Annotated in this window: 14 protein-coding genes; 9 read left to right on the plus strand and 5 right to left on the minus strand. The window is 69.4% G+C overall.

The window, feature by feature from the left end; genetic code table 11:
* The first annotated feature begins 1 nt into the window (after position 1).
* The 4 genes from ACGFU6_RS26430 to ACGFU6_RS26445 all read left to right on the plus strand — a co-directional run bounded on the left by ACGFU6_RS26430 (position 2) and on the right by ACGFU6_RS26445 (position 4,367).
* Positions 2 to 982, plus strand: a complete 981-nt coding sequence (locus tag ACGFU6_RS26430; protein ID WP_393614395.1) for an alpha-ketoacid dehydrogenase subunit beta — start codon at positions 2 to 4, stop codon at positions 980 to 982.
* A gap of 10 nt (positions 983 to 992) precedes the next feature.
* Positions 993 to 2,444 (plus strand): dihydrolipoamide acetyltransferase family protein, encoded by a 1,452-nt coding sequence (locus ACGFU6_RS26435; RefSeq protein WP_393614397.1) that lies wholly within the window; start codon positions 993 to 995, stop codon positions 2,442 to 2,444.
* Positions 2,445 to 2,595: 151 nt separating this feature from the next.
* A complete protein-coding gene (locus tag ACGFU6_RS26440) occupies positions 2,596 to 3,411 on the plus strand; it encodes a DUF3592 domain-containing protein (protein ID WP_393614398.1) in 816 nt (271 codons plus the stop codon).
* 281 nt (positions 3,412 to 3,692) lie between these two features.
* A complete protein-coding gene (locus ACGFU6_RS26445) occupies positions 3,693 to 4,367 on the plus strand; it encodes a DUF4232 domain-containing protein (RefSeq protein ID WP_393614400.1) in 675 nt (224 codons plus the stop codon).
* Between the two features lie 75 nt (positions 4,368 to 4,442).
* Here the strand turns inward: ACGFU6_RS26445 and ACGFU6_RS26450 are convergent, their stop codons facing one another.
* Positions 4,443 to 4,913, minus strand: coding sequence for an ATP-binding protein (locus ACGFU6_RS26450; RefSeq protein ID WP_393614402.1), 471 nt, complete (start codon positions 4,911 to 4,913; stop codon positions 4,443 to 4,445).
* Positions 4,914 to 5,157: 244 nt separating this feature from the next.
* On the opposite strand from ACGFU6_RS26450, the gene ACGFU6_RS26455 reads away from it, so the two are divergent.
* Positions 5,158 to 6,048, plus strand: a complete 891-nt coding sequence (locus ACGFU6_RS26455) for a helix-turn-helix domain-containing protein (protein ID WP_393614403.1) — start codon at positions 5,158 to 5,160, stop codon at positions 6,046 to 6,048.
* Positions 6,045 to 6,236 (plus strand): DUF397 domain-containing protein, encoded by a 192-nt coding sequence (locus ACGFU6_RS26460; RefSeq protein ID WP_393614404.1) that lies wholly within the window; start codon positions 6,045 to 6,047, stop codon positions 6,234 to 6,236. The genes ACGFU6_RS26455 and ACGFU6_RS26460 overlap by 4 nt, the downstream gene beginning before the upstream one ends.
* Before the next feature lie 237 nt (positions 6,237 to 6,473).
* Here ACGFU6_RS26460 and ACGFU6_RS26465 read toward each other — a convergent pair whose 3' ends face one another.
* Positions 6,474 to 7,268 (minus strand): DUF4097 family beta strand repeat-containing protein, encoded by a 795-nt coding sequence (locus ACGFU6_RS26465; protein WP_393614406.1) that lies wholly within the window; start codon positions 7,266 to 7,268, stop codon positions 6,474 to 6,476.
* A 401-nt stretch (positions 7,269 to 7,669) separates the two neighbouring features.
* Here ACGFU6_RS26465 and ACGFU6_RS26470 point away from each other — a divergent pair, with 401 nt between their 5' ends.
* Positions 7,670 to 7,846: a DUF397 domain-containing protein gene (locus ACGFU6_RS26470; RefSeq protein ID WP_393614423.1), complete on the plus strand. Its 177-nt coding sequence runs from the start codon at positions 7,670 to 7,672 to the stop codon at positions 7,844 to 7,846.
* 57 nt (positions 7,847 to 7,903) lie between these two features.
* Here ACGFU6_RS26470 and ACGFU6_RS26475 read toward each other — a convergent pair whose 3' ends face one another.
* On the minus strand, positions 7,904 to 8,182 hold the full coding sequence (locus ACGFU6_RS26475) for a hypothetical protein (RefSeq protein WP_393614408.1): 279 nt from the start codon (positions 8,180 to 8,182) through the stop codon (positions 7,904 to 7,906).
* 761 nt (positions 8,183 to 8,943) lie between these two features.
* Positions 8,944 to 9,492, minus strand: coding sequence for a DUF1062 domain-containing protein (locus ACGFU6_RS26480; protein WP_393614409.1), 549 nt, complete (start codon positions 9,490 to 9,492; stop codon positions 8,944 to 8,946).
* Between the two features lie 245 nt (positions 9,493 to 9,737).
* On the opposite strand from ACGFU6_RS26480, the gene ACGFU6_RS26485 reads away from it, so the two are divergent.
* Positions 9,738 to 10,115 carry a nuclear transport factor 2 family protein gene (locus tag ACGFU6_RS26485; RefSeq protein WP_358624519.1) on the plus strand — a complete coding sequence of 126 codons (378 nt, stop codon included), beginning with the start codon at positions 9,738 to 9,740 and terminating at the stop codon, positions 10,113 to 10,115.
* Between the two features lie 186 nt (positions 10,116 to 10,301).
* Complete coding sequence (locus ACGFU6_RS26490) at positions 10,302 to 10,751, plus strand: nuclear transport factor 2 family protein (RefSeq protein WP_393614411.1); 450 nt, start codon at positions 10,302 to 10,304, stop codon at positions 10,749 to 10,751.
* Between the two features lie 236 nt (positions 10,752 to 10,987).
* Here ACGFU6_RS26490 and ACGFU6_RS26495 read toward each other — a convergent pair whose 3' ends face one another.
* Entirely contained in the window at positions 10,988 to 12,538 is a 1,551-nt protein-coding gene (locus ACGFU6_RS26495) for an alpha/beta fold hydrolase (protein ID WP_393614413.1), read from the minus strand.
* Positions 12,539 to 12,786 lie beyond the last annotated feature (248 nt).

Genomic DNA, 12,786 nt, shown 5'->3' on the forward strand with positions numbered 1-12,786 from the left:
CATGGCCATGGAAAAGATGTCCATCGCGAAGGCGCTCAACGAGTCGCTGCGCAAGGCCCTCGACACCGACCCCAAGGTCCTCATCATGGGTGAGGACGTCGGAAAGCTCGGCGGCGTCTTCCGGATCACCGACGGCCTCCAGAAGGACTTCGGCGAGGGCCGTGTCATCGACACCCCGCTCGCCGAGTCCGGCATCGTCGGTACGGCGATCGGCCTGGCGCTGCGCGGCTACCGGCCGGTCGTGGAGATCCAGTTCGACGGCTTCGTCTTCCCCGCGTACGACCAGATCGTCACGCAGCTCGCGAAGATGCACGCCCGCTCGCTCGGCAAGATCAAGCTCCCGGTCGTCGTACGGATTCCCTACGGCGGCGGCATCGGCGCGGTCGAGCACCACAGCGAGTCGCCCGAGGCGCTGTTCGCGCACGTCGCGGGGTTGAAGGTGGTCTCCCCGTCCAACGCGTCGGACGCGTACTGGATGATGCAGCAGGCCGTGCAGAGCGATGACCCGGTCATCTTCTTCGAGCCGAAGCGCCGCTACTGGGACAAGGGCGAGCTGGACACCGAGTCCATCCCGGGCGGGCTGCACCGGGCGTCCGTCGCCCGCACCGGCACGGACCTCACGCTGGTCGCCTACGGCCCGATGGTGAAGGTCTGCCTGGAGGCCGCCGCGGCCGCCCAGGAGGAGGGCAAGTCGGTCGAGGTCGTGGACCTGCGTTCGATGTCCCCGATCGACTTCGACGCCATCCAGGCCTCGGTGGAGAAGACCCGCCGGCTGGTCGTGGTGCACGAGGCGCCGGTGTTCTACGGCTCCGGCGCGGAGATCGCCGCACGCATCACGGAGCGGTGCTTCTACCACCTGGAGGCGCCCGTGCTGCGGGTCGGCGGCTACCACGTCCCGTACCCGCCGGCCCGGCTGGAGGACGAGTACCTGCCGGGTCTCGACCGTGTGCTCGACGCCGTCGACCGCTCGCTGGCGTACTGAGGACTGGGGCGTGACAACGATGACCGAAACTGCGAACGCCGCTCGCTTCCGCGAGTTCAAGATGCCCGACGTGGGCGAGGGCCTGACCGAGGCCGAGATCCTCAAGTGGTTCGTCCAGCCCGGCGACACCGTCACCGACGGCCAGGTCGTCTGCGAGGTCGAGACCGCGAAGGCGGCCGTGGAGCTGCCGATCCCCTTCGACGGGGTGGTGCACGAGCTGCGCTTCGGCGAGGGCACGACCGTGGACGTCGGCCAGGTGATCATCGTCGTGGACGTGGCACCGGGCAGCGGCGACGCGGCTCCTGCTCCGGCGGCTGAGGTTCCCGCGCCTGCCGCCGCCGAGCCGGAGGCCGAGGCCCCGAAGGGCCGTACGCCCGTCCTGGTCGGCTACGGCGTGGCCGAGTCCTCCACGAAGCGGCGCGCCCGCAAGGGCACGGAGACCGGTCCGCCGGCCGCCGCGTCCGCCGCGATCCAGGGCGAGATGAACGGTCACGGCACCGCCGCCGTGCCCACTGCGCCCCCTGTCGCCGGGACCCGGCCGCTGGCGAAGCCGCCGGTGCGCAAGCTGGCGAAGGACCTGGGCATCGACCTGGCGACGGTCAGCCCGACCGGCGAGGGCGGCGTCATCACCCGCGAGGACGTGCACGCGGCGGCGACCCCGGCGCAGGCCCCGGCCCCCGAGCCGGTGCAGGCGCAGATCCCCACTCCGGCATCCGTTCCGGCATCCGCCCCGGCCCCGGCCGTGGTCGCCTCGATGGGTGCGCGCGAGACCCGTATCCCCGTCAAGGGCGTACGGAAGGCCATCGCGCAGGCGATGGTCACCAGCGCGTTCACGGCGCCGCACGTGACCGAGTTCGTGACGGTCGACGTGACGCGCACGATGAAGCTGGTCGCGGAGCTGAAGGAGGACAAGGAGATGGCCGGGGTGCGGGTCAATCCGCTCCTGATCATCGCCAAGGCCCTCCTGGTCGCGATCAAGCGCCACCCCGGGGTCAACGCGGCCTGGGACGAGGCGAACCAGGAGATCGTGCAGAAGCACTACGTGAACCTGGGCATCGCGGCCGCCACCCCGCGCGGCCTGATCGTGCCGAACATCAAGGACGCGCACGAGCAGACGCTCCCTGAGCTGGCCGCGTCCCTGGGCGAGCTGGTCTCCACGGCCCGCGAGGGCAAGACGTCCCCGGCCGCGATGGCGGGCGGCACGGTGACGATCACCAACGTCGGCGTCTTCGGCGTCGACACGGGCACGCCGATCCTCAACCCCGGCGAGTCCGCGATCCTCGCTGTCGGCGCGATCAAGCTCCAGCCGTGGGTCCACAAGGGCAAGGTGAAGCCCCGCCAGGTCACCACGCTGGCCCTCTCCTTCGACCACCGCCTGGTCGACGGCGAGCTGGGCTCCAAGGTGCTGGCGGACGTCGCCGCGATCCTGGAACAGCCCAAGCGGCTGATCACCTGGGCGTAGTCGCCCCGGCGGCAGGTGTGTGAGGTGGGCCCGCGCGAGGTGTTGCGCGGGCCCACCTCTTTCATGGCACTGAGTACGTCCGGAGTCGGTGGCGTGCGCCTGCCCCGGTGGTGGTGCGCAACCGTTTGTTGATCTCAGCTGTCACACGCACATGACGACGATGCCTGGCCTCCCCTCCCTCGTGCTGCGAGGCAGCAGCGCCACCGCCCGCTTCGGGGACGGGTTCGACTATGTGCAGTGGGAACAGGGCGGGCGGGTGATACGGATTCCGCTGGAGGCCATCGAAGCGGTCCGCAGCCTCGACCGCTCGTTCGAGGTCATGCTGACGACCACAGAGTCCGACCGCCCCGCCGACGTGTACGGGGTCCACCATGCCAGCGCCGCCGCCGTGGACACGTTCTCCGCCGCTGTGCGGGCCCGCCTGCCCGAGAGAGCGGCCGAAGGACCGCGTGTCGACGGCCGAGACCTGATCGCCGAAGTCTCTGAAGAACATTCCCGGAAGCCGTCGAGACGCCTTCTCGTCGTCGCCTTGATCGCCGTCTTCGCCGCGGTCGATGCGACGGTCGGTGCGCTCCGGGGGCCGGGGTGGGTGGTCGTACTGCCGTTCTTCCAGCTCTTCGCCTGCACGGGAGCGTTCATGGCGCTGACGTTGGGACGCGGCTTGTACGACGGGCTGCGCCTCTCCAGGCACGGCATTACGGTGATGGCCGAACTCGACCATTACACCGACAGCACGAAGGTGTACCGGTACGCGGACCACGAGGGCGGGTTGCACTTCTTCCGGGAGTCGGCCGGCGGGCAGCAGCTGGAGCTCAGCTACGACCCACGCGACCCCAGCCGCGCCTCCGCCCGCCAGCCTCTCTACGGCCAGGTCATGATGGCGCTGATATCAGTCGTCGGCCTGGGTATGGCCTGCGGCGGACTTGGGTTCACCGGTTACCAGCTCTTCCTGGCGTTGCGTGGCTGACACCGGGCGGCGCGTGCGCCGACCTTCTTGAACCCGCGCCATCGGTCATGATCTGGCCTCGCACCGTATCGGGGCAACGCGCTCAACAGGGGCCGATCGCGCTCTCTGCCCGCGCCCGCCGGTCCGTCCCGGCTCAGCGCGCTTGTAACAGCCATGCATTAGCCGGTGGTTGGGCGGAACGACCGAGCCCCTCCGGCAGGTCCTGTTGATCAGAAGCGCTCGCTGGTACCGACCCGTACCGAGTGGGCCGGTACTGACCAACCGATGCTGAGGACGAAACCATGCGCGCTCGTAAACTCACCTTCGCGGCCCTGGCGCTTGCTGCTGGTCTCTCGCTCACGGCCTGCCAGAACGACGACGACGACGCCGTCGGGCAGGCCGCCCCGTCGTCCGGGTCGTCCGCGTCCGCCGCTTCCTCCTCCGGCGGCGGCTCGGACTCGGGCGGTACGGACCAGGACGGTGGTAAGGAGTCACCCGCCCCGGACTCCGCCGGGTCGGCCTCCGGCGGGAGCGGGAGCGGCTCCGACGCCAAGGGCGGCAAGTGCACCACCGACGGTCTGAAGATCACGGCGCTGGACACCTTCATCGACGGCGACCACGGTGGCAGCGTCGCGGTGGGGCTGACGAACACCAGCGGCGCGGACTGCGTGATCTCCGGGTTCGCGGGCGTCGACCTGAAGACGAACGCGGGGACGATCTCCGCCACGCGTAAGGGCGACCCCGCCGACCCGTACACCCTCAAGAACGGTAAGGAGATCGACTTCAACGTCAGCTACCCGCTCAACGAGACGGGTGGCTCCGGCGTGCGCATCACGGGTCTTGTGGTGACCCCGCCGAACGAGACGAAGTCGGTCACCCTCGACTGGCCGGGCAAGAGCTCGCTGCCTGCGGGGGACAGCGGCAACGGTGACCAGGTGCTGGTCGGCCCGATCGGCAGCGCCGGCCAGGGCGGCTGACCGGCGCAGCCGCTGTGCGGTACGTGTGTGAGGTGGGCCCGTGCGAAGTGTGCGCGGGCCCGCTGCCTTTCCGGGCTACGGGACGTTCCTGGCTGAGACTTCGACGTCCGACCGCCTTCGCAGCGCGAGTTCGGCGAAGACGGTCTTGCCGACGGTGCGCGGCTCGACGCCCCAGCGGTCGGCGAGCCGGTCGACGATGAGCAGCCCGCGCCCGTAGCAGTCGTCGTCCTCCGCCTGGCGCACAGCCGGCAGCCGCTCGCCGCGAGGGTCGCTGACCTCGATGCGGAGGGTGGTGGCCGTGAGGATGAGGTGAACGCGGAAAAGCCGTCCGCGCACGGAGCCGTGCAGTAAGGCGTTGGTCGCCAACTCGCTTACCAGTAGCGCGACTTCTGTGACTTGGTTCGGATACCCCCACTCGGTCACCAGCCGCACGGCCCGGCGCCGGCAGAGGTGGACGCTGCGCGCGGTGGGCGTGTAGTCGAGCCGGTCCTCCTGGAGGACGGGCTCGGGGGCGGGTGCGGGGGCCTTCTCCTGGGCTGCGGTCATGGACGCGTGCCTCTCGGGTGAGGGGGCGGTGGCTATGCCGGTCCTGCGGGGCGCCGGTTCGGGCGCAGGGCAGGACGGTGCACTTCCGCCGGGCGGTGCCGCTGGGTGAGCGGCTTGGTGCCGAACGTAGCGGCACATGTGGCCTGCGCTCAAGCGGTGTAGGGAATATATTCCCCGATCGAGCGAATGGGTCGGCCGGGAGCGAGATCCCTGGCAGACTGAGCGCGATGGGTTGGAGGTCGCCATGCAGGAATCTGGGACCGGCAAGAGGAGTGGCCGGGCCTCGACTGTGCTCGGTCGGCGCCTTGGCGGAGAACTGCAACGGCTTCGCGTGGCTGCGCACATGACACAGCAGCAAGCGGCTCAGTATCTGAGTGCGACTGCGACCAAAGTCGTCAAGATGGAGAGCGGTTGGGTTCCGGTGCGTGATCCGGATATCCGGGCGCTGTGCCAGTTGTACGACATGACGGACGACGAGGTGCTAGCCGGTCTCCTCGAACTCGCGAAGACGGACCGCGACCGACGCAGGGTAAAGGGCTGGTGGAACGACACGCCAACCCTTGCCACGCAGGTGGAATACATTGCCATGGAGGATGCGGCCATCAAGGTCAGGCAGTGGCAGGTGGCACTTGTACCGGGGCTGTTCCAGACAGCTGAGTACACGCGCGCACTGTGCGTGGCTCAGTTGCCCGAGGAGGATATCGACCGGATCGAAGACGTCGTCACTGCGCGCGCCAAACGTCAGCAAAGGCTCTACGACGAGGTGCCTCTCCGTATCCACGCGGTGCTCTGGGAAGCCACCCTTCGGCATCTGGTGGGTGGGCCCGGAGTCATGGCCCGGCAGTTGGCTCATCTGAGTCAGCTCGCGGAACGACCCAACGTCCACATCCAAGTGCTGCCCTTCCGTGTGGGGGCGAACCCCGGGAGCAGCGGCCCCTTCAACATCCTTTCGTTCGGGGAAAACGAAGCGGTCGATGTTGTACACATGGACACTCCGCGGTCCACGATCTGGGTGGAGCACGCAGAGGAAAGTGCCGAGTTCGTCGCGCTGTTCAACCACGTGATGAAGGTGAGTCTGTCGCCGCACGATTCGGCTCAGTTCATCGACAGCATTGCTAAGGAATTGAAGGCGTGACCAGGTTCCAGTTCGTCAAGTCCAGTTACAGCACGGCTGAGCGCGAGTGCGTCGAAGTGGCCCGCAACGTCCCCCACACCGTCGCCGTCCGCGACTCCAAGCGGCTGGACGGCCCCGTCCTCCTCCTCACCCTCGCCGCGTGGGACGCCTTTCAGGAGGCCTTGGGGCAGGCGCGGCACGCCAGGTAGCAGGGCCCCGGCTTCCGTTGCGCGGCCCGGCGTCAGGACGCGAGCACGGCGGGGTTTCCGTCGCTCCAGATGTTGGTGATCCTGCGGTGCGTGAAACGCCGGCCGTCCGGGGTGCGGCGCAGCCGGTCTTCGTAGGAGTGCCCAAGCCTCCGGTGGAGGAAGGGCGTGAGGCCGACGCAGCACATTGTCGGAATGCAGAAGGAAAATCCCGTGGTGTCCTGGCCGGGTAGATGCGCGCTAACCGCGTCGGGCCTCTGTGTCGCCGTTGACGGTGCGCAGGGTCAGCCGGTGTTTGTGGTCCGAGGCGTCGGAAGGGATGTTCGTGGTGGAGCGGCCGTTCACAGTCTGCGCGTCGGTCGCGTACGCGGGTGCGTCGGCCGGCAGTGTCACGCGCACGGAGCCGTTGCGGGTCACGCCGTCGAGAGTGCCGGGTGAGTGGGCGCACCCCAGATCGACGTCGCCGTTGACCGTCTCCGCCTCGATACCGGCCCCCTTGAGGCCGGTCGCGCGGACGGACCCGTTCCGCGTCACGAGGTGCTGGCGGGCGCTCTTCGTGCCCGCGTCCTGCACGGTGACGTCGCCGTTGACGGTGCTCAGGCTCAGCGCGCCCCGCACATCGCTCACATCGATGCCGGCGTTGCGCGCCCGCACCGTGAGAGTGATGCCGCTCGGTACGCGTACGAGCGGCATGCCGCCGCAGTTCGCCTTCGCCCGGTCGTCGCCCTCGTCGCAGGGCAGGTCGAGGCTGTACGTACCCCCGCCCCCGTCCCCATGGGCGAGGACCGCCTCGCCCACCGCCAGGTGGTCGTCGTCCGTCCCGACGACCCGGACGCCGCCCTGGGTGGTGATGACGAGCCGGCTCCCCTGCGTGAGGGAGGCGGTCCGGAATCCCCCGTCGGACGAGGTGTGCGCCGCCCCGGGCAGCGCCCGGTCCGCGCCGTCGTGCCCGCAGGCCGTCAGCACCAGCAGCGGAACCAGCGCGCACCCGGCCCGGACGGTGCGGCCCTTCGCTTCGTTCCACGATGACGTCATGGGACGCGTATGCCCCGGGAACGGGGGTTCACCTGCGGTGTGGGAGCCCTGCGGAGGGCGTCCATGAGGACGTGTCCGTGTCGGGGCCCGTCCGTACGAGCAGCCCGGCAGCCGGCGCCGGGAACGCCGGGGGCCGAGCCCGGGAGGACCCGGCCCCCGCCGCCTCACCGCTTCAGCAGGAAGCCGAAGTCGCCGGAGACCCGTCCGGTCAGGCGGGCCGGTGAGGATGAAGCGGTGGACGTTGTGCACATGGACCTTCCTCGGTCAACCATGTGGGTGGAGGATGCTGATGAGAGTCAGGTGTCCGTTGACCTTTTCAACCAGGCGTCACGAATGAGCTTGGCTCCCTACGACGTCGTCCAGTTCATCGACAGCATCGCGAAGGAAATGAGCAGGTGAAGGTGTTCCGCTTCCGTAAGTCCAGGTATAGCGCGACGGCCAGCGAGTGCGTGGAGGTCGCCCGCAACATCCCCCGTACCGTCGCCGTCCGGGACTCCAAGCGGCTGGACGGCCCCGTCCTCCTGCTCGCCCCCGTCGCGTGGGACGCCTTCCGGGCGGCGCTGGGGCGGCAGCCGTAGGCCGAGCGACGACGAAATGGCCCGCCAGGCGTCCCGGCGAGCCGTTTCGGCGCGGTACTACACGCTGCCGGGTCGGGCGTTGCGCTCGTTCTGCTGTCGCTTCATGTACCGCCACGAGACGACCGCGAGGACAAGCGATACACAGCCGATCGCGAGGAGCGCCAAGCGGGTGGGCACACCGCTGTTGGTGAAGGCCCCGACGAATCCGGCCAGCGTGCCACCACAGCCGAGGACAAGTGCCCGCCACCCGAGCAGCATTTCGCTCAGGCCGACGGCGGAGCCCCTGAGGAACCCGCCGCCCCGTAGCGACTCCCGCCCGCTGTCTCTGCTCGTCATGTACCTACGTTCCCATGGCCGGGTGCTTCGGTAGGGCTCGGCGCCCGAGTGAAAAGGCGACTTCGGCGGAGGATGACCATTGCCAAGTCCCGTACGACGTATGCGTACGGCTGGCATGATGACCGCCATGACCTCGAACCGAAAGGCCGATGCCGCGTAGACGGCCCGGCACTCTGCGTGCCCCGCGACAGGGTCCTCGCGTCTGGGAGGATACCCCGCCGCGCCGGATCTACGGGCTCTCTGTCCGCACGAGCCTGGCGATATATCGAGCAGAGCGCCTTTCGGACGACTACTACGTCTTCCCCGGCTCCACGGTACTCGCGCTCCAGCGTTACCAGACGTTCTTGCGGCAGCCGGGGCGGCGGTCCTTGTACCCCCAGGAAGCCTTCTGTTCCTGCCGCGGGTGCTCCTTCGCCGATGTGCGGCATGCCCGTGACGTGCTTGAGGAAGTCCTGCACATGCTCCGGGGCCGGCCCCGGAGCGAGTTGAGACGGTGCGTGGGCTGCCTGGACAGGGTGTACATCGAGCGCACGCTGCCTGATCCCTTTGCTGATCGTCGGCCGTGGCGTGCTGACCTCTGGTGGCATCGTCGTCTCACGGAAGGGGGCGAGGCCATGTGAGGGGTTCGCGCTCGGATCCTGCTTCGGGCCCTGGATTGTGTCGTTGCCGACGTGTGCGCTCTCACGCTTGAACCGTGGGCGGGGCCTGTCGGGTCCGGTGGCGATCACCGGACCCGACAGGCCCCGGACTTCTCTACGGACTCAGCGCTTGAGCATGAAGGTGAAATCGGCTGAGGTCTTGCCGTTCAGCCGGATCGCGGAGATGAGATTCTCCTCCGTGATCAGCCTGCCGACCGCCGCCCGCGAGAGGCCGCACCCCTCAGCGATCAGCCGTACCGGCCGGACCGGAATCCGTGCCGCGAAGCGGACCGATACGTCGATCACCTCGCGGTCCGGATCGACCGGGTCGCCGGTGTCGAGGCGCCAGGCGTCGGTCCAGTCGAGGGCGATGCGGTTGCGGCGCCGTAGAGCCGGGTCCTGGAGCAACCCGGCGGCGAGGGAAGGGTCGTTGTCGTGCATCCGGTCCAGCAGCTCGGGCCGTACGGAGCGCACGTGGGTGCGTTCCAGGACCGTGAGTTTCGTGGTCTCCCCGCACATCGTGCAGAGAGCGAGGAGCCACGCGTCGAGCAGTTTGTGGTTGGCGTTGACGCGGAACTTGCCGTTCGCCCGGAAGCTCTCGGACGCGCACGTATGGCATCGGCGGAGGACGAGGGGAAGGCACGTGGGCATGACGACCCAGTTGTTGAGCACAGGGGTACACCGTTTCCAGTGAGAAGTCCGCAGCAGGAAGCAGCGCGGCGCACAGGCGCGACGCGCGACAGATCAGCAGTCGGGAAGTCTCAAACGGTGTACAACGGAACGCCCTTGCCTGGACGACGTGGAACCGCAGCACGGTAACCGCGCGCGGTGGCAACGATCCAGTGGTTTTCCCGCACCTGCGCGCCGGCTGCGCCTCGCGGGACGAGCGCGGGCGCAACGGCTGGTATTACTGGGACATGCAGGAAGAGACGGCACGCTCCGCGATCGACACGTTCATCTCCGCGTTCAACGCCTCGGACGACAGCTATGTGACTGCCCTGCTCTCCCAGGCCCTGACCTCAGACGTGGTCTTCTGGGGGCCGTTGGGCCGCAGCGAGGGAATCGCGGCCGTCGAGCGGTTCGTGCTGGACATCCGGCGCCACCCGGCGGGGACCGGCACTATGGTGCGCTGCTCAGCGGTGGACATGCCTGGCGAGTGGGCCCGGTACCAGTGGGTCTTCACCATGCCGGATGGAGGCCCCCGCCTGGCGGGAACGGACGTCGTCCATCTGCGGCGGAGCCTCATCGACCAGGTCATCGTCTTTGCGGGGGAGATCGAGCCGTCCGCCTCCTGAGCCGTCCTTCTGCCGCTGTCCTTCTCGTGGACTTGTCCCTTTCTGCGCTCCGGGGCGGGCCGTCCGCGAAACGGATGCCGGGAGGGCGCCGCTTACCCCGGAGGTAATCGCCACCGGCTGCCGGTGCCGGCGAGAATGGTGATCGCCGCACCGGCAGGGGGCGGGTTCCGAACCGGAGGATCGGCCATGGCAGTTACCGTTTCCACGCCCGTGCCCACGACCACCCGCGCCGCCGTGGAGGAGCTGCTTCGCCGGATCGGCGAAGGAGACCCCGCGCGCATCGCCGAGCTGTACGCCGAGCGCGGTGACTGGAAGCTGGACTGGCCGGAGGCCGAGCACGGACGGGCCGCCACCCCGTGGATCCGGCACCGCTCCACCCGGGCCGACGCCGCCGCCCACTACCGCGAGCTGGGCGAGCACCACGTGCCCGGGGCAGCGGCCACCGAGGTCGAGCGCATCCTGGTGGACGGCGACGACGCGGTCGTGCTCGGGGAGATCCGGCAGACGGCCCGGTCCACCGGGCGGGCCTACCGGGCGCGGTTCGCCCTGCACCTCACGTTCGCGGACGGACTGGTCACCCGGCACCACGTCTACGAGGACAGCCTCGCGGTGGCCCAGGCGTTCGAGGCGGAGTAGCCGGGCGCGGATCCCGACCCTCCGGAGGGTTCACGCTGCTGGGGCGCGGGACCCGGGTCCCGCTGGTCTACGAGGGGACGACCCCGGCCATCGTCGCGTTCGTCAGGAGCATCGGCAAGGAGACGCTGGGGCGCTGGGAGGCGTACGCGGACGCGGAGGTGTGGATTCCGGTGGAGCGGGCGGACGGCTGAACCGGGCCGTCCGCCCGTCCGGATCTCCGCTGCCCTGCCGCCGCCTCAGCCTGCGGGCTCCACGGCGGGGCAACTGGCTCCACGGGCCGGGACCTTCAGCGAGATCAGGTAGGCGTCGATCACCTCCTGTGCGCAGGTGCTGCTGCCGTACGTGCCGTGGCCCCAGCCCTCGTAGGTGTGCAGGACACCACTGCTGCCCAGCTGGCCGGCCACGTGGGTCGCCCAGTTGTAGCCGGACGCCGGGTCGTGGAGCGAGTTGGTGAGCAGGAGGGGCCTGCTGGTACGCACCTTCAGCGGGTGCTGCGGGGCGTTCGGCTCGGGTGCGCCGAGGCAGGCCGAGACGGACATGAGAGAGCGGGGGTACTTCATGTCCGGGGCGATCCTGCCGACGCGGCGCAGCTCTTTCGTGTAGCCCCGGTAGCCGTCGACCGGGAGACTCCAGTCCTGGCAGAAGACCTGGAACGGGTCGGCGCCGAGGGCCGGTTCGGGCCCGTCCGCGTTCGTTCCGGCCGGGCGCTTCGCCACTGGGCCGTTGTCCGCCGGGCCGATGTCCGCCCGGTCGCTGTTCGCCGGGTTGTTGTTCGCTGGGCCGCTGTCCGCCAGGCCGTGCAGGTATTCGGCCAGCCTCGTCCACTCGGGGTCGTACAGCCGTTTCATCACCATGAGGTTGAGGTCGAACGGCGGGATCGGCGTGCCGTCGTCGAGGAGCTTCCCGTGTTCGGCGCGGTCCAGCAGGTCCGCCCAGACGGCGCGTACGTCCGAGCCGTGCAGGGCGCAGCTCCCGGTCCGTTCGCACCACGCGACGAACTCGTCGAAGGAGTCCTGGAGCGTGGCGGCCTGGGTGGCGAGGAACTCCCTCGTGCCCAGGCTGTGGTCCACCACGGCCTCCAGGACCACGGCACGGACCCGTTCCGGATACCGCTCCGCGTAGAGCTCGCCGAGCAGCGTCCCGTACGAACTGCCGTGGAAGGTCAGGGACGCCTCGCCGAGAGCCGCCCGGACCGCGTCGAGGTCCTGCACCGTGCTGAGGCTGTCGACGTGGTCGAAGAGGCCGTTCGCGGTGTGCTTCCGGCAGTCCTGCCGCAGCTCGCGGTTGTACTTCTGCGTGGCGTCGAACTCCGCCCGGCTCCTGATGAGCGGTGACGGGCGGCGGTCCAGAAGCTCCTGCGAGCAGCGGACCGGGTTGCTGCGGCCCACACCGCGCGGATCGAAGCTGACGATGTCGAACCTGCTGCGGAGGTTGTCGCTGAAGCGGCCCATATTGCCTTTGCCAACGATCCGGTCCACACCGGAATCACCGGGCCCGCCCGGCCCGAACACCATGGAGCCGACCCGTGCGCCGGGGTCCGTGGCCCGGCGCCGGGCGAGCTGGAGGTCGAACCGGTCGCCGTCCGGCCTGCCCCAGTCCACCGGCACCGAGAGTGCGCCGCACTCCGCCGAGGCGTCGTCCGCGCACGGCTTCCACGCGATGTGCGAACCCGCCCCTGCGGGCCCCGGCGCACTCGTCGCCACGTTCTCGACCCGTGTCGGCGCCCCGCTCGCGGGCCCCGTACCGGCGAGGCCGGCCGCTAAGGCCAGCACCGCGCCCCAGGCCACGCGCGACCGCCTCCGTCGGCGGTGGTCGCGTCGTTCATCCGATGCGTGACTGTTCAGCACAGTGACTGCCCCTCACCTCGTCCGAGGTCCCGAGCATCGTTCTGTTGCGCCCTGCCCGGCATCAGGTAAGACCCTTCACTTGTCCCCTAGGGACAATGCCGTTCGGTTAGTCGTCTGGCGGGCTTGGCGATGCGTTGATCTGGATGTGGACGGCGGTTCTGTGGGTTCGGTGGTCGGTGTTGCGGCCG

Source organism: Streptomyces sp. NPDC048462, from assembly GCF_043200175.1.
Lineage (GTDB): Bacteria > Actinomycetota > Actinomycetes > Streptomycetales > Streptomycetaceae > Streptomyces.

What these genes read in the sequence shown, in the direction of transcription:
- ACGFU6_RS26430 (WP_393614395.1), top strand. Translation starts at nt 2, where the DNA reads ATGGCCATGGAAAAGATGTCCATCGCGAAGGCGCTCAACGAGTCGCTG.
- ACGFU6_RS26440 (WP_393614398.1), top strand. Translation starts at nt 2,596, where the DNA reads ATGACGACGATGCCTGGCCTCCCCTCCCTCGTGCTGCGAGGCAGCAGC.
- ACGFU6_RS26445 (WP_393614400.1), top strand. Translation starts at nt 3,693, where the DNA reads ATGCGCGCTCGTAAACTCACCTTCGCGGCCCTGGCGCTTGCTGCTGGT.
- ACGFU6_RS26450 (WP_393614402.1), bottom strand. Translation starts at nt 4,913, where the DNA reads ATGACCGCAGCCCAGGAGAAGGCCCCCGCACCCGCCCCCGAGCCCGTC.
- ACGFU6_RS26455 (WP_393614403.1), top strand. Translation starts at nt 5,158, where the DNA reads ATGCAGGAATCTGGGACCGGCAAGAGGAGTGGCCGGGCCTCGACTGTG.
- ACGFU6_RS26465 (WP_393614406.1), bottom strand. Translation starts at nt 7,268, where the DNA reads ATGACGTCATCGTGGAACGAAGCGAAGGGCCGCACCGTCCGGGCCGGG.
- ACGFU6_RS26475 (WP_393614408.1), bottom strand. Translation starts at nt 8,182, where the DNA reads ATGACGAGCAGAGACAGCGGGCGGGAGTCGCTACGGGGCGGCGGGTTC.
- ACGFU6_RS26485 (WP_358624519.1), top strand. Translation starts at nt 9,738, where the DNA reads ATGCAGGAAGAGACGGCACGCTCCGCGATCGACACGTTCATCTCCGCG.
- ACGFU6_RS26490 (WP_393614411.1), top strand. Translation starts at nt 10,302, where the DNA reads ATGGCAGTTACCGTTTCCACGCCCGTGCCCACGACCACCCGCGCCGCC.